19 protein-coding genes and 1 tRNA gene are annotated in these 21,946 nt (G+C 35.5%); 17 read left to right on the top strand and 3 right to left on the bottom strand.

The annotated features are described in order from the left end of the window. Positions 1-10 precede the first annotated feature (10 nt). The 5 genes from I130_RS03590 (at position 11) to I130_RS03570 (ending at position 5,852) form a co-directional block, all read left to right on the top strand. On the top strand, positions 11-2,494 hold the full coding sequence (locus tag I130_RS03590) for a TonB-dependent receptor (protein WP_034919576.1): 2,484 nt from the start codon (positions 11-13) through the stop codon (positions 2,492-2,494). Between the two features lie 16 nt (positions 2,495-2,510). Beyond that, complete coding sequence (locus tag I130_RS03585) at positions 2,511-3,302, top strand: alpha/beta fold hydrolase (protein ID WP_034919573.1); 792 nt, start codon at positions 2,511-2,513, stop codon at positions 3,300-3,302. After that, a complete protein-coding gene (locus I130_RS03580; protein WP_034919569.1) occupies positions 3,299-4,069 on the top strand; it encodes a 3-hydroxybutyrate dehydrogenase in 771 nt (256 codons plus the stop codon). Before I130_RS03585 ends, I130_RS03580 begins: the two co-directional genes overlap by 4 nt. Positions 4,070-4,252: 183 nt before the next feature. Then, a complete protein-coding gene (locus I130_RS03575; protein WP_034919566.1) occupies positions 4,253-5,479 on the top strand; it encodes a metallophosphoesterase in 1,227 nt (408 codons plus the stop codon). A 76-nt stretch (positions 5,480-5,555) separates the two neighbouring features. Then, positions 5,556-5,852: a thioredoxin family protein gene (locus I130_RS03570; protein ID WP_034919561.1), complete on the top strand. Its 297-nt coding sequence runs from the start codon at positions 5,556-5,558 to the stop codon at positions 5,850-5,852. Here the strand turns inward: I130_RS03570 and I130_RS03565 are convergent. Both I130_RS03565 and I130_RS03560 read right to left on the bottom strand, forming a co-directional pair. Beyond that, entirely contained in the window at positions 5,849-6,487 is a 639-nt protein-coding gene (locus I130_RS03565) for a polysaccharide deacetylase family protein (RefSeq protein ID WP_034919558.1), read from the bottom strand. The genes I130_RS03570 and I130_RS03565 overlap by 4 nt on opposite strands. 17 nt (positions 6,488-6,504) lie before the next feature. Then, positions 6,505-9,798 carry a protein O-mannosyl-transferase family gene (locus tag I130_RS03560; RefSeq protein ID WP_034919554.1) on the bottom strand — a complete coding sequence of 1,098 codons (3,294 nt, stop codon included), beginning with the start codon at positions 9,796-9,798 and terminating at the stop codon, positions 6,505-6,507. A 191-nt stretch (positions 9,799-9,989) separates the two neighbouring features. On the opposite strand from I130_RS03560, the gene I130_RS03555 reads away from it, so the two are divergent. Beyond that, positions 9,990-10,062, top strand: a tRNA-Gln gene (locus I130_RS03555). Between the two features lie 302 nt (positions 10,063-10,364). On the opposite strand, the gene trxA is transcribed toward I130_RS03555, so the two are convergent. Further along, the gene (gene trxA / locus I130_RS03550; RefSeq protein WP_034919550.1) at positions 10,365-10,664 is read right to left on the bottom strand and encodes a thioredoxin; all 300 of its coding nucleotides are present in this window, start codon (positions 10,662-10,664) and stop codon (positions 10,365-10,367) included. Between the two features lie 519 nt (positions 10,665-11,183). Here trxA and I130_RS03545 point away from each other — a divergent pair. The 11 genes from I130_RS03545 to I130_RS03495 all read left to right on the top strand — a co-directional run bounded on the left by I130_RS03545 (position 11,184) and on the right by I130_RS03495 (position 21,855). Next, positions 11,184-11,657: a UpxY family transcription antiterminator gene (locus I130_RS03545; protein ID WP_034919547.1), complete on the top strand. Its 474-nt coding sequence runs from the start codon at positions 11,184-11,186 to the stop codon at positions 11,655-11,657. Between the two features lie 301 nt (positions 11,658-11,958). Next, positions 11,959-12,960, top strand: coding sequence for a mannose-1-phosphate guanylyltransferase (locus I130_RS03540; RefSeq protein WP_034919542.1), 1,002 nt, complete (start codon positions 11,959-11,961; stop codon positions 12,958-12,960). Between the two features lie 2 nt (positions 12,961-12,962). Next, a complete protein-coding gene (locus tag I130_RS03535) occupies positions 12,963-13,304 on the top strand; it encodes a phosphomannose isomerase type II C-terminal cupin domain (RefSeq protein WP_034919538.1) in 342 nt (113 codons plus the stop codon). Between the two features lie 3 nt (positions 13,305-13,307). Beyond that, positions 13,308-14,420: a GDP-mannose 4,6-dehydratase gene (gene gmd / locus I130_RS03530; RefSeq protein WP_034919534.1), complete on the top strand. Its 1,113-nt coding sequence runs from the start codon at positions 13,308-13,310 to the stop codon at positions 14,418-14,420. A 35-nt stretch (positions 14,421-14,455) separates the two neighbouring features. Beyond that, positions 14,456-14,842 (top strand): GxxExxY protein, encoded by a 387-nt coding sequence (locus I130_RS03525; protein ID WP_034919531.1) that lies wholly within the window; start codon positions 14,456-14,458, stop codon positions 14,840-14,842. A gap of 141 nt (positions 14,843-14,983) precedes the next feature. Further along, complete coding sequence (locus tag I130_RS03520; RefSeq protein WP_034919527.1) at positions 14,984-15,934, top strand: GDP-L-fucose synthase family protein; 951 nt, start codon at positions 14,984-14,986, stop codon at positions 15,932-15,934. 62 nt (positions 15,935-15,996) lie between these two features. Continuing rightward, positions 15,997-17,391 carry a UDP-glucose 6-dehydrogenase gene (locus tag I130_RS03515; protein ID WP_034919524.1) on the top strand — a complete coding sequence of 465 codons (1,395 nt, stop codon included), beginning with the start codon at positions 15,997-15,999 and terminating at the stop codon, positions 17,389-17,391. A 54-nt stretch (positions 17,392-17,445) separates the two neighbouring features. Further along, positions 17,446-18,975 carry an MATE family efflux transporter gene (locus I130_RS03510; protein ID WP_034919521.1) on the top strand — a complete coding sequence of 510 codons (1,530 nt, stop codon included), beginning with the start codon at positions 17,446-17,448 and terminating at the stop codon, positions 18,973-18,975. 46 nt (positions 18,976-19,021) lie between these two features. Further along, positions 19,022-20,026 carry a hypothetical protein gene (locus tag I130_RS03505; RefSeq protein ID WP_034919515.1) on the top strand — a complete coding sequence of 335 codons (1,005 nt, stop codon included), beginning with the start codon at positions 19,022-19,024 and terminating at the stop codon, positions 20,024-20,026. Positions 20,027-20,090: 64 nt separating this feature from the next. Then, on the top strand, positions 20,091-21,071 hold the full coding sequence (locus I130_RS03500; RefSeq protein ID WP_034919511.1) for a hypothetical protein: 981 nt from the start codon (positions 20,091-20,093) through the stop codon (positions 21,069-21,071). A 10-nt stretch (positions 21,072-21,081) separates the two neighbouring features. Then, positions 21,082-21,855: a hypothetical protein gene (locus tag I130_RS03495; protein ID WP_198012030.1), complete on the top strand. Its 774-nt coding sequence runs from the start codon at positions 21,082-21,084 to the stop codon at positions 21,853-21,855. Positions 21,856-21,946: the final 91 nt, after the last annotated feature.

The raw sequence follows: 21,946 nt of genomic DNA, 5'->3' as shown, positions 1-21,946 counted from the left end.
CAATCAACTTATGAAGATTAAAATAATGATGCTTTTAAGCATTTTTTTCAGCCTTGCTTCATTAGCCCAAACGGGTAGTATTAGCGGAACTGTACTGGACGCAGTCACTCAAGAACCTCTTGAGGGAACAAGCGTTGTAATTAGGGGTACAAATACGGGTGTTTCGGCAAATGAAAGTGGAAATTACAGTCTTAAAGATCTAAAGGCAGAAACATATACTATAGATGTATTTTTTATTGGGTATAAATCTGTATCGAAAGAAATAGTAGTAACAGAGGGAGCTGCAATTACAATGAATTTTAGTTTAGAGGCTTCTTCCTCCATGATGGATGAGGTTGTGCTTTCTGCAAACAGAAGACCTCAAAAAGTTACAAGAGCGCCTGCAACTATAGCAATTATTGGAGCACAAGAAATTTCCAATTATGCTGGAAGTGTGGGAGAATTAGCCTCAAGACAAAAAGGGGTAGATTATGTTAGAAGTGGAGTGCAAGGTACAGGAATCAATATCCGTGGATTTAACTCTGCTTTCAATTCAAAGAATTTACAAATTGAGGATTCAAGAATTTCTTCTCTGGTAGCTACTGGCTTACCATTTGGTTCTTTTACAACTATTACAAAAGATGATATTGAAAGAGTAGAGATTATTCTTGGTCCCAATGCGGCATTATATGGGCCAAATGCCCATAATGGATTAGTTGCTACGTTAACAAAAGATCCTAGAACATCTGAGGGTACAGATGTAGCTGTTTCAGCAGGAAATCAAAGTGTATTCAGTGCGAGACTGAGACATGCAATGAAATTAAATGATAGTTTCTCCTTCAAGGTTTGGGGAGAGCACACACAAGGTGAAGAATTTGATTATGTAGATTCTGTTTATGTGGGCACAACTGCGTACCCAGAATTAGAATTAGATAAAGATTTTTCTACAACTAAATACGGAGGAGCTGTTTATTATGGTCTTTCAGATAAAACAGATATTATTGCTTCTTATGGGCACAGTAATAATAGTAACCTAGGAGTTACCAATGCTGGTAGAAACCAGATTAAAGATTGGTCTATAGATTATGCACAGGTAAAATTAGTTTCGCCACATTTTTACGCCAATTTATATCATACTTGGAGTAAGACAGAAGATACTTATGCTATTAATCAGAGAACACAGAATTATGTTTCATTTATTAATAATGGTTTTACTGAGCAAGAGGCACTTCAACGTTCGTTTACAGAGCAGTGGTTCCCAATAGAAGGAATTCCAGATGGAGGAATAAGTTTACCAAGAGGAAGTGTTTTTAAAGATGCTTCTAGAAGATTTAATGCAGAAGCTCAATACAATAATAATCTTGGTGCCCTTTCTTATGTAGTAGGAGCACAATATCAGCAAGATAATGCCGATTCTAAGAACACTTATTTATTAGACTCAGACGGGGCAATTGTTATAGATCAAACAGGAGTATATGGTCAATTGGAATATACTTTTGATGATGCAGATGTAGATTTATTATTTGTAGGTAGATATGATGATCATGAATTATATGGAGGGAATTTTATTCCGAAAGCAGCCATCGTTAAGAACTTCGATTTTGGAAGTTTTAGAGCAACTTATGGAAAAGGAATTGCTGCGCCTTCAATTTTAAACTTAAGCGGAAACCTATTTGGAGGTCTTGTATTAGGAAATGGAGAAGGATTCACTTTAGAAAATGGAACCGTAATAGATCCATTAAAAGTAGAGACCATCAATTCTTACGAGATTGGGTATAAAGGTAAGATCGCTGGAGATAAATTGCTCTTAGATGTAAATGCTTATTACAATCAATCTGAAGATTTCTTAAGTCCACTTATTAATATTTCTGCTACTTCTCCTGTTGCCACAAGAGGAGATACTCCAATTGGAGAATTGATTCCTGGATCTACAGGAGCTTTTGTTTTGACATACTTAAATTTTGGATCTGTAGATACTTATGGAGCCGATCTGGGATTAAATTATTATTTTAATGATAAGCATAGAGTGTCATTTAATTATTCCTACTTCGATTTTGATTTAGATGAAAATGACCTTGCAAACGATGCTAATAAAGATGGAGTGGTTACCAAGACCGATCTACCAATAAATACTCCTAAAAACAAAATGGGATTAGGGTATTATTATTCTTCAGATAAGTTTTACGGATCTGTATATGGTAGATATGTTGAGCAGTATGACTTTTTCTCCGGAATAAATATCGCTGCAGAAACACAAGATCTTAATGGAGATGGTACAAATGATATTTTTGAAAATGCAAGAAATGGAAGAACCTGGAACTATGGTCCATTAGGGGATTTCGTGAATGTAGATTTAAACGTAGGTTATCATATTACTGAAGATCTTGCAATTGGTGCAAGCATCACCAACTTGTTTGGATCTGAGGTTAGAGAATTTGTGGCTTCCCCAACAATAGGGAGATTGTTCCAAGTAGAATTAAAATATCATTTGCCAATTGAAGCTTTACGCAAGTAATCTTAAAGCGGTATAAATGATTAACAAAAAGAAGTTATCAAACGGTATTAGTATAGAATATCTAGACCAAGGAGCAGGGGAAGTAATGCTTCTTCTCCATGGTTTGGGTTCTACTAAAGCAGATTGGGATTTCCAAAAGGAGGCTTTTTCTGAAGCTTTCAGGGTGATTGCTCCAGATCTTAGAGGACATGGAAATTCTACTAAGCCCAGTTTGAAAGAAGACTATGGAATCTCTCAATGTGGAGAAGACATGAAATTGCTCTTGCAGTCTCTTAATATTGAAAAATGCACAGTAGTTGGTTTTTCAATGGGAGGTGCAATCGCTTTTGATATGGCTGTGAAATATCCATCAATATTTAATAAAATGGTGATAGTAAATACAGCACCAGATTTTAATAATCTAGGTGAGTTTGGAGAGCAAATGATTCAGGAAAGGACAACTCTATTAAAATCTGAAGGAATGCAAGCAATGGCCAAGAAAGTTTCTGAGGGTATGTTTCCAGATCCTGAGCAAAAAGAGCTTCAGCAGATATTTTATAAGAGAGCCAGCGAAAATAGGCTGGATCCTTATTATAATTCTTTTATAACATTAATGGAATGGGGATTAGGAGATAATATCGAAAAGATTGCAATTCCAAGTTTGGTGATTGCTTCAGAATTAGATTATACTCCAATAGATTCTAAAGTAAAATATGTTGAAAAAATGAAGAATGCCAAGTTGGAAATTATTAAAAATTCTAGACATGGAGTTACAATGGATCAACCCACAGAATTTAATAAAGTAGTTTTAAACTTTATGAACTCATGAAAAAGACAGCGCTAATAACTGGAAGTACTAGTGGAATTGGACTAGCCATAGCAAAAACCTTTGCAGGTGAAGGTTATAACATCATGTTTCATGGTTTAGAAAAGAATGGCGAGGAAATTTCCCTAAAAGTAGGGAAAGAAAACAATGTAAAAACTGCATTTTCCAATGCAAATCTGCTAGAACCCGAAGCGATAAAGCAACTGGTGGAAGCCGCTATTTCTAATTTTGGAAGTATAGAGGTTCTAATAAATAACGCTGGAATTCAATATGTATCTCCAGTAGCCGATTTTCCTTTAGAAAAGTGGAATGCCATCATTGCAATTAATTTAAGCTCGGTATTTATAGCTTCTCAAGCAGTGTGGAAATCTATGAAAGAAAATAAGTTTGGGAGGATTATCAATATCTCTTCTGTTCATGGGCTACGAGCTTCAGAATTTAAGTCGGCTTATGTGGCGGCAAAACATGGAGTGATAGGTTTAACTAAGGTTTTGGCACTAGAAGGCGCCGGAGATAATATTACTTGTAATGCGATATGCCCGGGATATGTGAAAACACCTCTGGTTGAAGGACAAATTAAAGATCAGGCGAAAGCTCATAATTTATCTGAAGCTGAAGTTGTAAAAAAGATTATGCTTAAAAAGCAAGCTGTAAAAGAATTTATTCCTGAAGAAAAAATAGCTGAATTAGCCGTATTCCTAGCTATGGATAATGCTTCATCAATAACCGGTTCGGCCTACACACTAGATGGAGGATGGACCGCACAGTAATGTTGAGTGATTGTTTTAAGTTTGAATTATTTTTAAGAGCAGATTCATTTTGAATCTGCTCTTTTATTTTCCTCCTTTTCATAAGGATTCTAAGCACTCAAGGCTTTTTTGGCGTTAATTTATCTATAAAATCAAAACTTAAAGCAGTGATTAAAAGTATCTTCGCCAAAAATTGAATACCCCATGCGTTGGTTCCTATTTATTTGTTTTTACATACTAGTTGATATTTATGCTTTTCAGGCGGTTAAAACACTTACCAGACATAATTGGATTCATATCTCTTATGTAATTCTTTCTTTACTTGTATTGGGAAATCTTATTTATCAGTTCTCACAACCAAATCCTAGCGGTGGCTTTGGAAGTGGGAGAGGTTATGCTATGGGAATTGTGCTTGCTTTTGTGGTGAGCAAAATTCTTCTCACATTGTTTATGTTTGGAGAGGACATTGTTCGTTTTGTAATAGCAATCTACAATAAACTGTTTTCCACGAAAGCTGCTTTTGATATGCCTTCCAGAAGAGTTTTCTTAAGTCAGATCGCATTAGGAATTGCGGCAATTCCTTTTGCTTCTTTGCTCTACGGAATGTATAAAGGAAAGTATAATTATAAAGTGCTTAATTATACCTTATATTTTGAAGATCTACCTAGCGCTTTTGACGGTTATCGAATAACCCAAATTAGTGATATTCATAGCGGAAGTTTTGATAATAAAGAGAAGATAGCATATGCAGTAGATCTTGTTAATGAACAAAAAGGAGACACCATTTTATTTACGGGAGATCTGGTGAATAACAAGGCTACTGAAATGGATCCTTGGATGGATACTTTCTCTAAACTTAGTGCAAAAGATGGAGTATTCTCGGTACTCGGAAATCATGATTATGGGGATTATGTACAATGGGAGAGTGATCAGGCAAGATTAAATAATGTTGCAGAATTAAAAAAGGTGCATTCTAAGATGGGCTGGGACCTTTTGCTTAACGAACACAGATTCCTAGAACGAAATGGGGAAAGAATAGCTTTAGTGGGAGTAGAGAACTGGGGAGCCGGCGGATTTAAGAAAATGGGTGATCTGGATCTTGCAGGGAAAGGATTGTCACCACAAGAGTTTAAAGTCTTAATGAGCCATGACCCTTCCTATTGGCAGGAGAAGATAAAAACCGATGGTAATAATTATCATTTAACCTTAAGTGGGCATACTCACGGAATGCAGTTTGGAATTGAAATCCCAGGATGGTTCAAATGGAGCCCGGTGCAATATAGATACGAGAATTGGGCAGGAATCTATGAGGAATTCGGAAGATATATTAATGTGAACCGTGGCTTTGGATATTTAGCATATCCAGGAAGGGTTGGGATCTGGCCGGAAATTTCAGTTATAGAACTTCGAAAAGGCTCAAAACCCGCATAATTCAAAGAAATTACTATATTTGATCTTAGTACTCAACTAGGTATTAAGATCTAATTTAAATTTAGCTTTTAATTTTATGTCAAAATTTGGTGAATTAATAGATTTAAACATTCCGGTGTTATTGGATTTTTATACCGAATGGAACGAAGCCTCTAATGCTATGCACCCTGTTCTTAGGGATGTTGCTGCAGCTTTGGGAGATAAGGCAAAGATCATTAAAATAGATGTAGATAAGAATGCTCAGCTGGCTGAAGCGCTAAGAGTAAAAGGTCTTCCTACGCTTATGATCTATAAAGGAGGAGAAATGAAATGGCGACAAAATGGCGAACAAGACGCCAATACGCTGATTGGACTTTTGCAAGAATACATTTAAAGCCCTTTAAACGTAAATCCTTTGCTTGAATAATACTCCAATACTCTTGGGAGTACAGATTTCAATTTTTTTGAAGCTTTTTCGCTATCATGAAAAACAACAATACTTCCTGCTTTAGTATTTTCAATTACATTGTTATAGCACTCCTCTGCAGTAATACTTGGGTCGAAATCTGCGCTTAAGGCATCCCACATTACAATCTTATAATCAAGTTGTTTCAATCGTTTTGCCTGAGAATGTTTTATTTTTCCATATGGAGGTCTGAAAAACTTTTGATGATTCATGATTCCAGAATAATTGGAAATAGCATCTTCAGCTTTTAGTGTATTCTCAAGATAGTTGGAAGTTGACGTTTCCCAACCTTTCAGATGATTGTGAGTATGATTTCCAAAGGAATGGCCTTCAGCAATTATTTGCTGGAACACCTCAGGAAATTGCAAAATATTCTCTCCTACACAAAAAAAGGTGGCCTTTGCATCATAGGCTTTTAAAGTATTTAGAACCCTTGGAGTGATCTCGGGATGAGGACCATCATCAAAACTAAGGTAGATGGTATTAGTATTGCGTGGCATATTCCATAAAAGGGAGGGAGCTAGAAGCCTCCCTAATTTGGAAATATTTTTTAAGTATGCCATTGCTTTTCTCGCAATTACTATAGTGTACTATCTAATTCTGGTAAGCTTTGCTCTGTTTGAAATTCACTTTCTATAGCAGAATCTGTTGGCAAGGTTCGGGCATCACTTTCTTCTTCACTTTCATCATAGAATCTTGGGAACAGTTTCAAGTAATTATTGAATTCTTCAGCTTTCTCCCTAGCAAATTCTTGCTCTCCATTTCTAAATAATAGATCTATTAAAGATCTATATCTCTCCATGTCTGTAATGATATCATCAGCAAAATTATACTGTCTCTCTTCATCCCAACCGCTATAATATTTAAGGTTCTCTTGGTATTTGGCGGCGATCCTTGTCCATAGTTCCTTTGCTTTTTCTGGTTCACCTACTTCAAAATAACCGTTTATATAAGGTTCAAGAAGAGTATAATATCCATAATAATCTAAAGGCATTTTCTCCATTGCTAGATCTATCATTTCCTTTGCTCTGGCAGTGTCATTCTCAATTAAAAGCTGCTCGATCAACCTTCCTATATTACCTCTATAAGTAATGGAATTTTTTCTGGTTTCAGGGTCATGATAAATGCTAGTGTCTTCCATATTCCCCCAATCCCAATTCTTTGCGATCTTATACATTTTATCTGAATCTACTCTTCCCATTTCATACTGGAAGCGAGGATTTACTTTAGTTTGAATTGGAACCAGCTTATAAGCTACTCCGTCCAACTGAAGGTAATCTTTCATCCATAAATAATCGTCGTCTCCATAACTACCACCTGTAAAGTAGATTGGACGTTCCCAATTATTATTTGCGATAATATCCAGCATTAGTAGTCTGTTCTTGTAGATCACATTTCCATTAAGCTCTAAAAAGATATTATCTACAATAAGATCTGCATCTTTCTGTGCTACAATTCCATTCTTAAGAACAATATTCTTATCTACTGGGATACGAATATTCTTGGTAGGGAAGGTATTCACTACCTGTCCGCTTTGTAGCTGACCTTGAGTTCCAGGATTGTCACTTGCAATCCAATTCATCCAATTCTGGATAGCCATGGTGTCTTTAGTAACCTGCTGATACATTACAAATTCGTTTGTACCCGCTCGGTACTGCTTATATTCTAATTGGCTCGGAATAGGATCACTATCCCATGCTTTTCGCTTCATTTGAGAGATATACCAGTCAGTAGCAAAGAGGCTGGTGTTTACAATGCGCACATCTCTCCTATAGCCTTCAATTTGCTGGGCATACCAAAGAGCAAAAGTGTCATTATCTCCAATAGTAAATAAAATGGCATTTTCATCTACAGAATCCAGATACATTTTAGCCATTGCTAAGGCAGAATACCTGTCCGATCTATCATGATCATCCCAGTTTTGAGACGCTAATACTGTTGGCACAGCTAAAAAGCAGACGGCAATTGCAATTGGAGCAGCAAAGGATGGTTTTAGGTGTTTCCTAATAGAATCAAAGATCGCATAGACCCCAAATCCTATCCAGATAGCAAATACATAAAAAGAACCTACTAGGGCGTAATCACGTTCTCTAGGTTCGAAAGGGCGTTCATTTAAGTAGATCTTTAAAGCGATCCCAGTAAATAGGAAAAACACCATAAGAACCCAAAAACCTTTTTTATCTTTTTTGAAATGAAAGAATAGTCCGATAAGTCCTAGTATGAAGGGCAGGAAGAAATAGGTGTTTCTCGCCTTATTATTCTTCATGTCTGAAGGCAGATCGTCCTGCGATCCTAATCTCATTTCATCTATAAACTTGATTCCGCTTAGCCAATTTCCGTCGGAATCGGAGTACTGACCTTGAATATCATTTTGTCTTCCTGTGAAATTCCACATAAAATAACGCCAATACATATAACCGAATTGATATTCTAATAAGTAGCTTAGGTTAGATCCAAAAGAAGGCTTTTCTATGTTTAAATATTCACTAAACTGATTTAGGAATTGGTGATAAGCTTCGTTGTCTACCCTTCCTAAAGCAATATTTTTTCTAAATTCAGAAATAGCGGTAAGCAACTGGTCTTCACTTTGGTATTCTGGTTTAACGGTAAATTCCAGTGGCCCGGTAAATTGCATATAGTTAGCAGCATGCTGTGTGCTCCACATTCTAGGAAGCACTGTTTTGTGGCTATCGTCTAAGTTTTGTCTTGCGTTTTTATAATCGTTTACAATTACATATTTACCTAGTTCTTTATCCTTTTCGTAGTTTGGAGCATCATCCAAATATGGGTTATCTGCATCCAGTCCGCTGTACATTTCAGAGAATTGAGGACCGTAGAACAAATGAGTTTCTCCATATTGCTCTCTGTTATAATAAGCCAGTAATTCACGGGCATTATCTGGGCTGTTCTCATTGATCACTGTATTTGCATTCGCACGAATAGGAAGCATAGTCCAACTCGAGAAACCAATCAGAATAAACAGAATAAAAAGAAGTAAGGTGTTAAGCTGAAAGTAACTTTTCTTTCGGGTATATTGAATTCCGAAGTAAAAAATAGCGACAATAGCTAAAAGTGCTATAATAGTACCTGAATTAAAAGGAAGGCCAATAGAATTGGTAAAGAAAACTTCAGAAGAAGCAAAAAATGTAAGCGTGTAAGGTAGAAGGAGTTTGAAAATAAACATTAGAACCGCCACTACTGCGAGATTGGCAATAATGAAATTCTTAATAGTTATCTTCTTATAATTCTTAAAATAGTATAAAAATCCAATTGCTGGAATGGTAAGAAGACCCATAAAGTGGATCCCAAAGGAAAGACCAACAACAAAAGAGATGAGAATTACCCAACGATTTCCTCGTGGTGCAAACATATCTCGTTCCCAGAGTAGTCCCAGATAAAATAAAATAGACATCATACAAGCAGCCATGGCATAAACTTCGGCCTCTACAGCATTAAACCAAAAACTATCTGTAAAAGTGAAGGCTAAAGAACCAACAAGGGCACTACCTAAGATAGCCATTTTCTTGCTATCGCTTAAGCTTACTACCGGGCCTGTAACCTTTTGGAGTAAGAGTACAATAGACCAGAACATAAAAAGAATAGTAAAAGCACTAGCTAAGCCAGACATCATGTTTACTAGAAGTGCAATGTTGCTTGCTTCTGGTGCAAAAGTGGCAAAAAAGGCGCCCATCATTTGATAAAGCGGTGCTCCCGGAGGATGTCCTACTTCCAAATTGGCTGCAGTAGCTATATATTCCCCAGCATCCCAGAAGCTTGCCGTGGGTTCAACGGTTAACCAGTATGTAGTAAGAGAAATTACAAATACCAGCCATCCTAGTATTTTGTTCCATTTACCAAAGTTAAAATCTGTCATATTATGCGCATATTGAGTATGATGAGGCGAATTTAAGAATAATTACAAGAAAGTATTTATAACGGGACTTAAAAGCGAATATTTTCTGTTGAGAGAGGAAAAAATAAAATCCAAAAATAATTTATAAAAAAGATGAAAAAATGTTTGCGTAAAATAAAGTTTGTTTTAAATTTGCACCCGTATTGAAATACTGGCCTATGGTGTAACTGGCAACACGTCTGTTTTTGGTACAGAAGAGTCTAGGTTCGAGCCCTAGTAGGCCAACTTCAATAGAAAACCCGCACATTTTTTGTTCGGGTTTTTTTGTGTTCAATTTTGTTTGGTGAGATCTCGATAGTTATCGGAACTCCGAGCGCAAACTAGGAGCCTGACCTTAGTCTAGAAGGAGCTCTAGAGATTATTTTCAATAAAAAAACCCCAAACATTTTTGTTCGGGGTTTGTGTGTGTTATTATCTAATTAGAAATATGTTGTAATTTTTAGGAACTTGAGCAAGTAGAGTACGAGAAAGCCTTTTTTTTTCTAGAAAGACTCTTCATTCTTCACTTTTGTCTCTTCACTCCTCATTTAAGAATGTGACTCAATGATTCTAACGATTTCCTGTTTTGGGACAACTCCAGACTGTCGCCAAAGTTGTTTTCCATCTTTAAATAGTATTAATGTGGGCACACCTTTTACCTGATACTGGGAAGATAGCTCTTGGTTTTTGTCTACATCTATTTTTACGATCTTCACTTTATCTCCAAGAGAAGACTTAGCTTCTATTAAGATAGGAGCCAAAGTTTTACAAGGACCACACCAGTCGGCATAAAAATCTACCAACACAGGAGTCTCTCCTTTAATTATTTCACTAAAATTACTTTTCATTATATGTTTTTTTTACTGAATTAAAATTACAAATTTTAAGTGTGGAGATATGTTGTGGGGATGTTAAAGTGGGAATTAGCCGAAATATGATTAAACCTCAGAATCTATCAAAACCCAGGTTTAAATTAAACCAGATGCTGAAACAATTCCGATAGCTATCGGAACAGCATGACGATACAAGTGAGCTCTTTATACTGTTCGATAGGTATGGAATTTTCAAATTCTAGACAATACTACCCATACATTTCGTCTCTTGATCCCTAAAGATTTTGTGTTATCACTCAAGTTTGTTTATAGAAATATTCGTGCATTCGTGGCAACATTAATCACATTGTATTAAAATATTCAAAACACAATAAATTAATACTCTCAGGATCAATTTTCGAGGATTATTAAAACTTTGTTAATACCTTCGCGCTAGAGAAATAAACTTTTGTTTTTCTCACTCTTTTCGAAGCCCTACTCCGAAATATTTTAAACGAATGCTAACTCACAATTTTGTGAAGAATAAGGAATACTATGCCGTGGTTTGTAATATGCACCAAGTTTAAATCTGAATTTAAAGTGGCAGAAACTTTAGAAAATAATGGGTTTGAGGTTTACTGCCCAAGCATAACTACAGAACGCCAATGGAGCGATAGAAAAAAAAGGGTGAAAACCCCCTTGTTCAACTCCTTTGTGTTTATCAATATTGCCGAAAATTCTCGGGAAAAGGTTTTTGATTTTATCAATAACTCCCGATACCTATTTTGGTTAAGAAAACCTGCGATTGTAAGGGATTCTGAAATTGAAGTTTTAAAGGAATGGATGAGCAATGATCAGGTGGATGAAGCTCGAGTTTTGCAAATTAGCGCTGGCGATAAAATAATAATTGCGAATGGTAATTTTAAGGAACAAGAAGCTGTAGTTAAGGAAATTGGGAAGCAGCGAATGAAACTTATTTTACCATTATTGGGTTTTACCATCAATGTTAAAATTAAAGAAATCGTTTGAGTTGATAAATAGCTTTAAAAGTTAAAATATTTAACATTTAACAATAGTTGATTCTTCATTTAAAATATAGATTTGCCGACTTAAAAAATCATGTCTTTTTATATTGCGGTTATCCGTAATAGTTTTGATGTAAATACGTATAGTTTTGCCTTTTACTATAAAAAAGGAAATTAAATAAACAGATTACCTAAGCCCAAAAAATGGGACTTAGAACGGCGAAGCCGTGAGATTAGCATCCTAAATTTATTATTTTTCATTCTTTTGTTAGCCCTACTTTCAAAAGATTAGCCTACTTTCTAACATGCAACAAATTATTCACGTTCTCCTTACCGGAGGCGTTGGGAGCAGATTATGGCCCCTTTCTAGGCAATCACGGCCTAAACAATATCTTCAACTTTTTTCTAACAATTCTTTATTTGAACTAGCTGTTCAACGAAATTCGGCTTTTTCAAATGGCCTTGTTGTGGTTGGGAATCAACAAAACACGGAACTTTCAGAGGCTAGTTTAAAAAAGCTGAACGTTTTAGATTATACCAATATTGTAGAATCTACTCCACGTAATACGGCTCCTGCAATTGCTTTTGCAGCTTTTGCTGTAGCACCAGAAAGTATATTGCTAATTACCCCTGCAGATCATATCATCAAAGAAGGTGAAGAATATACCAAATCTATAGAAAGAGCTATAGAGTTAGCAAAAGAAGGTTCCATTGTGACTTTTGGAATAGAGCCATCGAAACCTGAAACTGGATATGGTTATATCGAGCATGATGCAGAGAAGGTGTTATCGTTTAGAGAAAAACCGAACAAAGAAGATGCTTGTAATTTTATAGAAGCCGGAAACTTTCTTTGGAATAGCGGGATGTTTTGTGTTCAGGCGGGAGTCTATTTGGAAGAATTAAAAAAATATGCACCGGAAGTTTATAATAAATCTTTAGAGGCATGGCAAGTATCAGAAAATGCACTTTTAGATCTAAATGCCTCCTTGGCAATTCCTTCTGTGAGCATAGATTATGCAGTGATGGAACATAGTGAGAAGATAAAAGTAGTTAAGTCTTGCTTTGAGTGGAATGACATGGGGAGCTTTGAAGCTGTATATGATCATTTAAAAGAAAATGGACAACCTGTAGATGAAGCTGGAAATATGGTAATTGGAAGCGATAAATACACAGCCTTTGTTGGCTTAGAAAACTCCATCCTTGTTTGTACTCCAGATGCAAATCTAGTATTGACTAAAGAAGCCTCTCAAAAAGTGAAAGAAGTTTATCAAATCTTGGAGGATGCTAGTTCTCCACTAATAAAATAAGTATGGAACACGACATAAGACCTTGGGGACAGTATTGGGTGTTGGAAGATGCAGATACTCACAAAGTTAAAAGAATAGAAGTAAATCCAGGTGGAAGACTTTCCTATCAATATCACCATAAACGAGCAGAAGTTTGGACTATGGTAAATGGAACAGGAAGAATCACCTTAAATGGTGAAATTAAAGATTATTCTACGGGAGAAGTGGCAATAATTCCTCTAGGCGCAAAACATAGAATAGAGAACCCATTTAATGAACCTTTAGTATTTGTGGAAGTTCAGCATGGGACATATTTTGGCGAAGACGATATCATAAGAATTGAAGACGATTATAATAGAGAGTAAAAAATGAAAGTAGCATTAATTACAGGTGTAACAGGACAGGACGGTGCCTATTTAAGTGAATTCCTTTTGAAGAAAGGATATGTTGTTCATGGTTTAAAAAGAAGAGCATCGCAATTTAATACAGATAGAATAGATCATTTGTACCAAGATCCTCATGAAGAAAACCAACGTTTTATTCTTCATTATGGAGATATGACAGATAGTACCAATTTAATACGTCTTATCCAGCAAATTCAGCCGGATGAGATTTATAATCTTGCTGCAATGAGTCATGTTCACGTATCCTTTGAAATTCCGGAATATACTGGAAATGCAGATGGATTGGGAACTTTGCGAATTTTAGATGCGGTTAGGATCTTAGGTTTAGAAAAGAAGACTAGAATTTATCAAGCCTCCACTTCAGAATTATATGGAAAGGTACAGGAAGTGCCGCAATCTGAAACTACTCCATTTTATCCAAGAAGTCCTTATGCAGTTGCAAAAATGTACGCCTATTGGATCACGGTTAATTATCGTGAAGCCTATGGAATGTATGCATGTAATGGAATATTATTCAATCACGAATCACCAATTAGAGGGGAAACTTTTGTGACCAGAAAGATCACCAGAGCTACTTCCCGTATAGCATTAGGATTACAGGATAAATTTTATTTAGGAAATTTAGATGCACAAAGAGATTGGGGTCATGCTAAGGATTATGTAAGAATGATGTGGATGATCCTTCAGGCCGAAGAAGCTGAGGATTGGGTGATCGCTACCGGAAAGACAACTCCTGTTAGAGATTTCGTTAGAATGAGTTTTGCAGAAGTGGGGATAGAACTTGAATTTAAAGGAGAAGGAGTAGACGAGAAGGCATATGTAAAATCATGTAGCAATCCTGAATTCCAATTGGAAGAAGGGAAAGAAGTTTTGGCGGTAGATCCAAAATATTTTAGACCAACAGAAGTGGAATTGCTTATTGGTGACGCCACAAAAGCAAATACCAAACTGGGCTGGACCCCGGAATATGATCTTCAAGACCTTGTAAAAGACATGATGCAGAGTGATGTGCAATTGATGCAGAAAGAGCAGCATTTGCAAGAAGGAGGATATAATATTTTAAACTACTTTGAATAAATAAAACATTTCACGGATTAAATCAGATTACGCGGATGAGTAAATTACTTTTTGAAGAAGAAACTTACAAGGTGATCGGTGCGTGTATGACTGTTCATAAAAATTTGGGGAGTGGATTTTTAGAGTCCGTATATGAAGAGGCTTTGAGGAGAGAATTGAAAAAAGAAGAAATACCTTTCGAAACTCAGAAAAAGCTAAAAGTTTTCTACGACGGCTCTGAATTAAGCAAATATTTTATAGCCGATTTCGTGTGTTACGAAAAGATCATCCTGGAAATAAAATCAGTTTCTTTCTTAAATAAGAATCTGGAGAGTCAGGTCATCAATTATCTAAAGGCAACAAATAAAGAAGTTGGATTGCTAATTAATTTTGGAGAAAAAAGCCTAAAGTGGAAACGTTTTGTCAACACGACTCACAGTTAGAGCCAATACGCCTCATCAATAGAACCAATCCGCGGAATCATTTTTTAAATCCGTAAACATTCCGCGTAATCCGCATTAATCCGTGTAATCAGAAGAAGATTTGATCAACGGTCAAGACATCAGGCAAAACGTAAAATTAATATGAATAAGGAATCAAAGATATACATAGCAGGTCACCGTGGAATGGTAGGCGCTGCTATCTGGAGAGCTCTTACAGCCAAGGGGTATACTAATCTTTTAGGGAAGACCAGTAAAGAATTGGACCTTAGGGATCAAACAGCAGTAAATCAGTTTTTCGAAGCAGAAAAGCCTGAGGTAGTTATAGATGCTGCAGCGAGAGTTGGAGGCATCCTGGCAAACAGCGAATATCCTTATCAGTTCTTAATGGAGAATTTACAGATCCAAAATAACTTGATAGATACTGCTCATAAATCAGAAGTAAACAAATTTATTTTCCTTGGTAGCTCCTGTATTTATCCTAAAATGGCTCCCCAACCGTTAAAGGAAGAATATTTGCTTACAGATAGCCTGGAGCCTACCAATGAATGGTATGCGATAGCTAAAATAGCAGGAGTAAAGGCTTGTGAAGCGATTAGAAAACAATTTGGAAAAGATTATGTAAGCCTGATGCCTACCAATTTATATGGAAGCCATGATAATTTCGATTTAAAGACTTCTCATGTACTTCCGGCGATGATCCGCAAATTTCACGAGGCTAAGAACAGCGATAATAAACCTGTCGAACTATGGGGTAGTGGAAGCCCTATGAGGGAATTTTTAAACGTGGATGACATGGCAGATGCTGTTGTTTTTGCCTTGGAAAATAAATTACCCGAGCACCTATACAATATAGGGACTGGAAAAGACCTTACGATAAAAGAACTGGCAGAGGCAATTCAAAAAGTTGTAGGTCATAAAGGTGAAATTATCTGGGATAGTTTCAAGCCAGACGGTACGCCTCGTAAATTGATGAATGTAGACAAAATGAAAGATGCCGGTTGGAAAGCTTCGACTGATCTAGAAGAAGGGATTCAAAAAACTTATCAATGGTTTTTGAATAATCAGGACAAATTCAAAGAAGTTAAAATATAGTAATCTGCGCAATCCGCTCAAATCCGTGGTATCCGCTTTAATCAGCGAAATCAGTAAATAAAATGAAGATTAAGAATATCTGTTGTATAGGAGCCGGTTATGTTGGAGGACCAACAATGTCGGTAATAGCTCAGAAGAACCCGGGAGTCAACGTTACGGTTGTAGATCTTAATGAAAAAAGAATCGCTGCCTGGAATGATGAAGATCTCGACAACTTACCTATTTATGAGCCGGGCTTAGCAGATGTTGTAAAGGAAGCAAGAGGAAGAAATCTTTTCTTCTCTACGGAAGTTGATAAAGCTATAGCTGAAGCAGAAATGATCTTTATTTCGGTGAATACACCTACCAAGACCTACGGAATTGGAAAAGGCATGGCTGCCGATTTAAAATATATCGAATTATGTGCTCGGCAGATCGCCCGCGTCTCTACTACAGATAAAATTGTAGTAGAAAAATCTACTTTGCCAGTAAGAACTGCCCAAGCTTTAAAGAATATTCTCGATAATACTGGTAATGGAGTAAATTATCAAATTCTTTCTAATCCCGAATTTTTAGCAGAAGGTACTGCTATAGAAGATCTGCATAATCCGGATAGAATACTTATTGGAGGAGATATGGATTCTAAAGAAGGCCGAGATGCTATGCAGGCACTGGTAGATGTATATGCTGAATGGGTTCCTAAGGAGCAGATATTGACTACTAATGTGTGGTCATCAGAATTATCAAAATTAACTGCTAATGCCTTCCTTGCTCAAAGAGTTTCTAGCATAAATGCGATGAGCGAGTTATGTGAGAAGACTGGTGCCGATGTAAGTGAAGTAGCCAAAGCTGTAGGGATGGATTCCAGGATAGGTCCTAAATTTTTAAAAGCCTCTGTTGGTTTTGGAGGCTCATGTTTTCAAAAGGATATTTTAAACCTGGTTTACATCGCTAAAAGTTATGGGCTTAATGAAGTAGCCGATTACTGGGAGCAAGTTATCATAATGAACGACCATCAAAAAAGAAGATTTGCAGCCAATATTGTGAAAACACTATTCAATACCGTTTCAGGAAAGAAAATAGCTTTATTAGGCTGGGCCTTTAAAAAGGACACCAACGATACTAGGGAATCTGCAGCAATTTATGTTGCCGATTATTTGTTGAATGAACAGGCAGAGATTGTTGTTTATGATCCAAAAGTAACCGAAGAACAGATCTATGCAGATCTGGATTATATTGGAACAAGAAGTGAGGTTGAAAACCGTAAATTATTAAAGGTAGTTAGAACTCCTTTTCTTGCCTGCGAAAATTCTCATGCAATTGCTGTGCTAACTGAATGGGATGAGTTTAAATCTTTAGACTGGAAAAAGATTTATGAGAATATGTTGAAACCGGCATTTATATTTGATGGACGAAAACTTCTCGATCAAAAGAGAATGAAAGAAATAGGTTTTGAGTATTACGCCATTGGGAATTAAAAAAATGAGTTCTAAACTACTTTTTCTTGCATCTAATATTCTAATTGGTTTTGAATGAGCCAGGCTAACAAAGTAGCTAAAAATACCGCATTTCTATATGTCCAGATGGCCATAACGGTATTTGTTTCACTTTATACCACCAGGCTTATCCTATCTTCCTTAGGAATTAAGGATTTTGGCGTATTTAATCTTGTTGGTGGTGCCATCGCGATGCTTACTTTTCTAAATACAGCAATGGCTTCCGCTTCCCAAAGATTCATGTCTTATGCCCAGGGTGAAGGAGTAGAGATAAAACAAAAGCAAATTTTTAATATAAGTCTCCTTCTTCATATAGGGGTTGCTGTTGTAGTTGTAATATTCCTGTATGGATGTAGTTACTTTTTATTTAGTGGGTTTCTAAATATAGAGCCCGACCGTATTGATGTAGCTAAAGATGTTTTCCAGTTCCTTATAATAAGCACTTTTTTTACTATAATTTCTGTTCCTTACGACGCGGTAATTAATGCGCATGAAAATATGCTCCTGGTTGCTATTCTAAGGATTATAGAAGTAGTTTTAAAACTGGCTATAGCGATATACCTTTCTTTTTCTCCTTATGATAAATTGATGACTTACGGATTGCTTATGGCTTCTTTATCTGTTGTATTGCTTATAGTAAGGCAAGTTTACTGTCATAAAAAATATGAGGAAGTAGAAATAGGTATAAAAAAATATTATAACAAACCGCTGTTTAGGGAAATGACGAGTTTTGCCGGTTGGTCTTTTGCAGGTTCCTCTACAAGTATTGTGGCCAATTATGGGCAAGGAATAGTACTAAATATTTTCTTTGGCACAGCTATAAATGCAGCGCAAGGAATTGCAGCACAGGTTAGTGGTCAGCTGAGCGCTTTTGCGAATGTTATGTTAAGGGCTTTAAATCCGATGATAGCGAAAAGCGAAGGGGCGGGGAATAGAAGTTTAATGTTAAAAGCTTCTTTGATAGGCAGTAAATTAGGCTTCTTTTTATTATTGATATTTTATGTTCCCTTTTTAATTGAAACAAAATATATACTTAAGATATGGTTAATAGATATTCCAAATTTTGCAGTAATATTTTGCCAGCTTTTATTGATGAAAGGACTTATTGAGCAATTGTTCCTTACTTTAGTAACTTCTATTAACGCAGTTGGAAAAATAAAATTATTTCAAATTTGCCAGTCTATATTGACAATTTTGCCTTTACCTATTTCCTATTTATTGTTCTGGATGGAATATCCTCCTTATTATCTTTACATTGTCTTTATTGTTTACGCTCTTTTTAAGGGAGGCATTACATTATATTTCACTAAAAAATATTGCAATCTATCTTTACTACATTTTATTAGAAAAGTTATTTTCCCATGCATACTTACATTCTTGATTACTTACCTTCTTTCTTATTCTACAAGTTTTATTTTTTCACAAGGAATTTTAAGATTATGTATTTCTTTAGTGGTTAGCACAATTTCTTTACTAATGTGTGTGTGGATATTCGGATTGGATGAAGAGGAGAAATTAATATTCAGAAGGCTCTCAATAAATATCTCAAAAAGAGTAAGATTCTAATTTAATTTTTGGGTAACATAGTTATTTTTAAAATACAGTATTTTTTATGAATTCATCGGATTTAGTAAGCAAAGTTAAACGTAAACTATGGCAGAAGACTATTCGCTTATTCCGAAAAAATAAGTTGGATATTTTTATTTATAGATCCTTCTGGCATAAAAAAATAAGCAATTATATAAGAATAGTGAAAGGTAATAATGATAATTATTTTTCAGCAGTACCAAATCCTGGTGCAGGTATTGGGCACCAAATGGCAAATTGGATTGCAGGTTATTGGTTTGCAAGATTTTTTGGATTGAAATTCGCTCATATTCCATTCTCCTCAACAAAATGGGAAGATTTCTTGGGATTTGGAGAGAATGAAATTACTGTAAAGCAATTAGTCAAAAAACAGGGATACAAAAAAGTCTTACTTCCTCTTTTTGACGAAACCAGTGCCAAAGAAATTGAAGTGATAGAGAAAATAATAACTTCTTATAAAGGTAGAAAGGTTGTTTTTATTGCCGAACAGGACCAGTTTTACCGTGCGCAACATGGTGTAATTGACGATTTACAGAGGAAATTCTATAGTTCAAGTTCCAGACAGAATGATAATCTTATTTATTCAAAAAATGAATTTAATGTGGCCATTCATGTACGTCGTGGAGATATTGTTATAGGCCAGGAAAACCAGAATCCCAATTTGCTCATGCGCTTTCAGGATAATGCTTATTTTGAAAAAGTATTAATGAAGGTCTTAAATAATATTGAAACTGAGAAGCCAGTTAAAATTTATCTTTTTTCTCAGGGTGAGAAAAAAGATTTTTCTGAATTTCAAAAATTTAGGAATTTAAAGTTTTGTCTTGACATGACGGCTGTAGACTCTTTTCTTCATATGGTTTACGCCGATTTACTAATTACCAGTAAAAGCTCATTTTCCTATAAACCAGCATTATTAAATAAAGGAATAAAAGTTTGTCCGCGAAACTTCTGGCATGGTTATCCTAAGGGGAAGGACTGGATTTTAGCTGATGATGATGGAACAATTACTAACCTACCAATTCTATGCTAATTTTCTATTTAATTATTCAAAAACCATTTTAATATTTTAGAGGCTTCAAATTTCTATAAAACCCATGAATAAACCACTAATATATACACTGAAAGTCTTCCGAAGATTTTATCAAAAAGTTGATAAACAGCCTTTTAAATATGTGCGTGGTATTCAAGAGCAAGAAATGGCTTCAATAAAAATAAGTGAAAAGTTGTTAGCTCCAGAGCCCTGTATGATTGCTCGTTTTGGGGCATTTGAATTACACATGTTATTAAATTATTTAGCTATAAAAAATTATAAGTATAGAATTAGTTCTTATTTAGTTGGTAAAACGGACCAATGGTGGTGGAATAGAAAGCTAATGAATAGTATGAAGAATAATGCAGGTTTTTTTCCAAATGATGAAAAACATATTTCTCAGTTTTGCGAACTGATGCTAAAAGATATAGCTGAGGTGGATATTTTGGGATCGTGGTTATATACAGAGAAAAACGTAGATATATATAGGTCAAAAAATTCTTTAAATATGCATCTTCGTCTATTGGAGCCATTTTGGTCAGAAACACCTTGGACTTCAGCTTTAAAAGGTAAAAAGGTATTGGTTGTTCATCCATTTAGCGAAACCATTGTACAGCAGTATAAAAAAAGAAGTCTTTTATTTGATAAGGAGATATTGCCAGAATTTGAATTAAGGACAATCCAAGCAGTTCAAAGTTTGGGGGGTGACAGTGCTTTTAAAACTTGGTTTGAGGCCCTTGACTATATGAAAGCAGAAATAGATAAACAAGATTATGACGTATGCTTAATAGGAGCCGGGGCATATGGTTTTCCATTAACTGCTCATGTGAAAAGGCAAGGTAAGAAAGCGGTCCATTTGGGTGGTGCTTTGCAGTTGTTGTTCGGTATTAGGGGTAAAAGATGGGAAAATCCAGATTATGGAGTAATAACCTGGGGCATACCTAAAGGCAGCTATAGTAATTTAATGAACGAGCATTGGGTAAGACCTGGCGAAGTAACAAAACCTAAAAATGCTCAAAGTGTTGAAGGGGCTTGTTACTGGTAAATAAGTGAAGGTGAATAGATACGGAAGATTTGCAGTTAATTTTATAAGGACAATAATTTTCAATTTTAAAGTTCTGAACTATAAAGATGCTTTAAAATTACCGTTCTGGTTGAATCAGAAGGTTATTATCCATGGGAATAGCGGGAAAATTCATTTTACAGTTCCTATTAAACGTAAGATGTTTGTTTTCTCAACTATCCATAGTGAAATTCTTGGTAAGGCACCATCACACTGGACAAATCATGGCGAGGTTTTAATCGGTGGTGAAAATATTAGAGTTGGCACTGGAACATGTATAAGTTGCTTCAAAAATGCTAAGATCCAATTTGGAAATAACGTGACGTTTGGGGGTAAAAATAAAGTGATATCGCAGCAGAAAATTAGTTTAGGTATAAATTTAAGAACGGCGTGGGATGTTCAAATCATTGACACAAATTTTCACTATACAATAGATAGTAGATCCAAGGAAGTTGCTTCAAAACAAAAACAAATTATTATTGGTGATGATTGTTGGTTGGCTAATAGATCTAGTTTGATGAAAGGTGCGATTTTACCCGATAAAACTGTTGTTGCAAGTAATTCGATAGTAAATAAAGAATTTAAAGTGCCTGAAGAGCAAGATAGTTTGGTAATTGGTGGTAGCCCAGCTAAAATTATTGGTTATAATATATCAAGATTAAGATTGACAGGGGAACACGAAATGGTTCTGACTTCAGAATTTGAGAAATTAAATTTGGAAAAAATAATAATAAAGGATACTAATACTCTCAAGTTTGATTATTAAATTTTTAAACCTTTAAGTTGTGAAGTGATAATAAAGTCCTTAATTAAAGCTAAAAATAGTAAAAAAAATAATTTAATCTATGTATAAGCAT

Source organism: Gillisia sp. CAL575 (assembly GCF_000403785.1).
In the GTDB taxonomy this organism is placed as follows: domain Bacteria; phylum Bacteroidota; class Bacteroidia; order Flavobacteriales; family Flavobacteriaceae; genus Gillisia.
Note: the sequence above shows the minus strand (reverse complement) of the source record. Positions and strands in the feature narration are given on the sequence as shown.

Bases quoted from the DNA above. Each gene is read 5' to 3' on its own strand.
- I130_RS03590 (WP_034919576.1), top strand. From the start codon at position 11: ATGAAGATTAAAATAATGATGCTTTTAAGCATTTTTTTCAGCCTTGCT.
- I130_RS03585 (WP_034919573.1), top strand. From the start codon at position 2,511: ATGATTAACAAAAAGAAGTTATCAAACGGTATTAGTATAGAATATCTA.
- I130_RS03580 (WP_034919569.1), top strand. From the start codon at position 3,299: ATGAAAAAGACAGCGCTAATAACTGGAAGTACTAGTGGAATTGGACTA.
- I130_RS03575 (WP_034919566.1), top strand. From the start codon at position 4,253: ATGCGTTGGTTCCTATTTATTTGTTTTTACATACTAGTTGATATTTAT.
- I130_RS03570 (WP_034919561.1), top strand. From the start codon at position 5,556: ATGTCAAAATTTGGTGAATTAATAGATTTAAACATTCCGGTGTTATTG.
- I130_RS03565 (WP_034919558.1), bottom strand. From the start codon at position 6,487: ATGGCATACTTAAAAAATATTTCCAAATTAGGGAGGCTTCTAGCTCCC.
- I130_RS03560 (WP_034919554.1), bottom strand. From the start codon at position 9,798: ATGACAGATTTTAACTTTGGTAAATGGAACAAAATACTAGGATGGCTG.
- trxA (WP_034919550.1), bottom strand. From the start codon at position 10,664: ATGAAAAGTAATTTTAGTGAAATAATTAAAGGAGAGACTCCTGTGTTG.
- I130_RS03545 (WP_034919547.1), top strand. From the start codon at position 11,184: ATGCCGTGGTTTGTAATATGCACCAAGTTTAAATCTGAATTTAAAGTG.
- I130_RS03540 (WP_034919542.1), top strand. From the start codon at position 11,959: ATGCAACAAATTATTCACGTTCTCCTTACCGGAGGCGTTGGGAGCAGA.
- I130_RS03535 (WP_034919538.1), top strand. From the start codon at position 12,963: ATGGAACACGACATAAGACCTTGGGGACAGTATTGGGTGTTGGAAGAT.
- gmd (WP_034919534.1), top strand. From the start codon at position 13,308: ATGAAAGTAGCATTAATTACAGGTGTAACAGGACAGGACGGTGCCTAT.
- I130_RS03525 (WP_034919531.1), top strand. From the start codon at position 14,456: ATGAGTAAATTACTTTTTGAAGAAGAAACTTACAAGGTGATCGGTGCG.
- I130_RS03520 (WP_034919527.1), top strand. From the start codon at position 14,984: ATGAATAAGGAATCAAAGATATACATAGCAGGTCACCGTGGAATGGTA.
- I130_RS03515 (WP_034919524.1), top strand. From the start codon at position 15,997: ATGAAGATTAAGAATATCTGTTGTATAGGAGCCGGTTATGTTGGAGGA.
- I130_RS03510 (WP_034919521.1), top strand. From the start codon at position 17,446: ATGAGCCAGGCTAACAAAGTAGCTAAAAATACCGCATTTCTATATGTC.
- I130_RS03505 (WP_034919515.1), top strand. From the start codon at position 19,022: ATGAATTCATCGGATTTAGTAAGCAAAGTTAAACGTAAACTATGGCAG.
- I130_RS03500 (WP_034919511.1), top strand. From the start codon at position 20,091: ATGAATAAACCACTAATATATACACTGAAAGTCTTCCGAAGATTTTAT.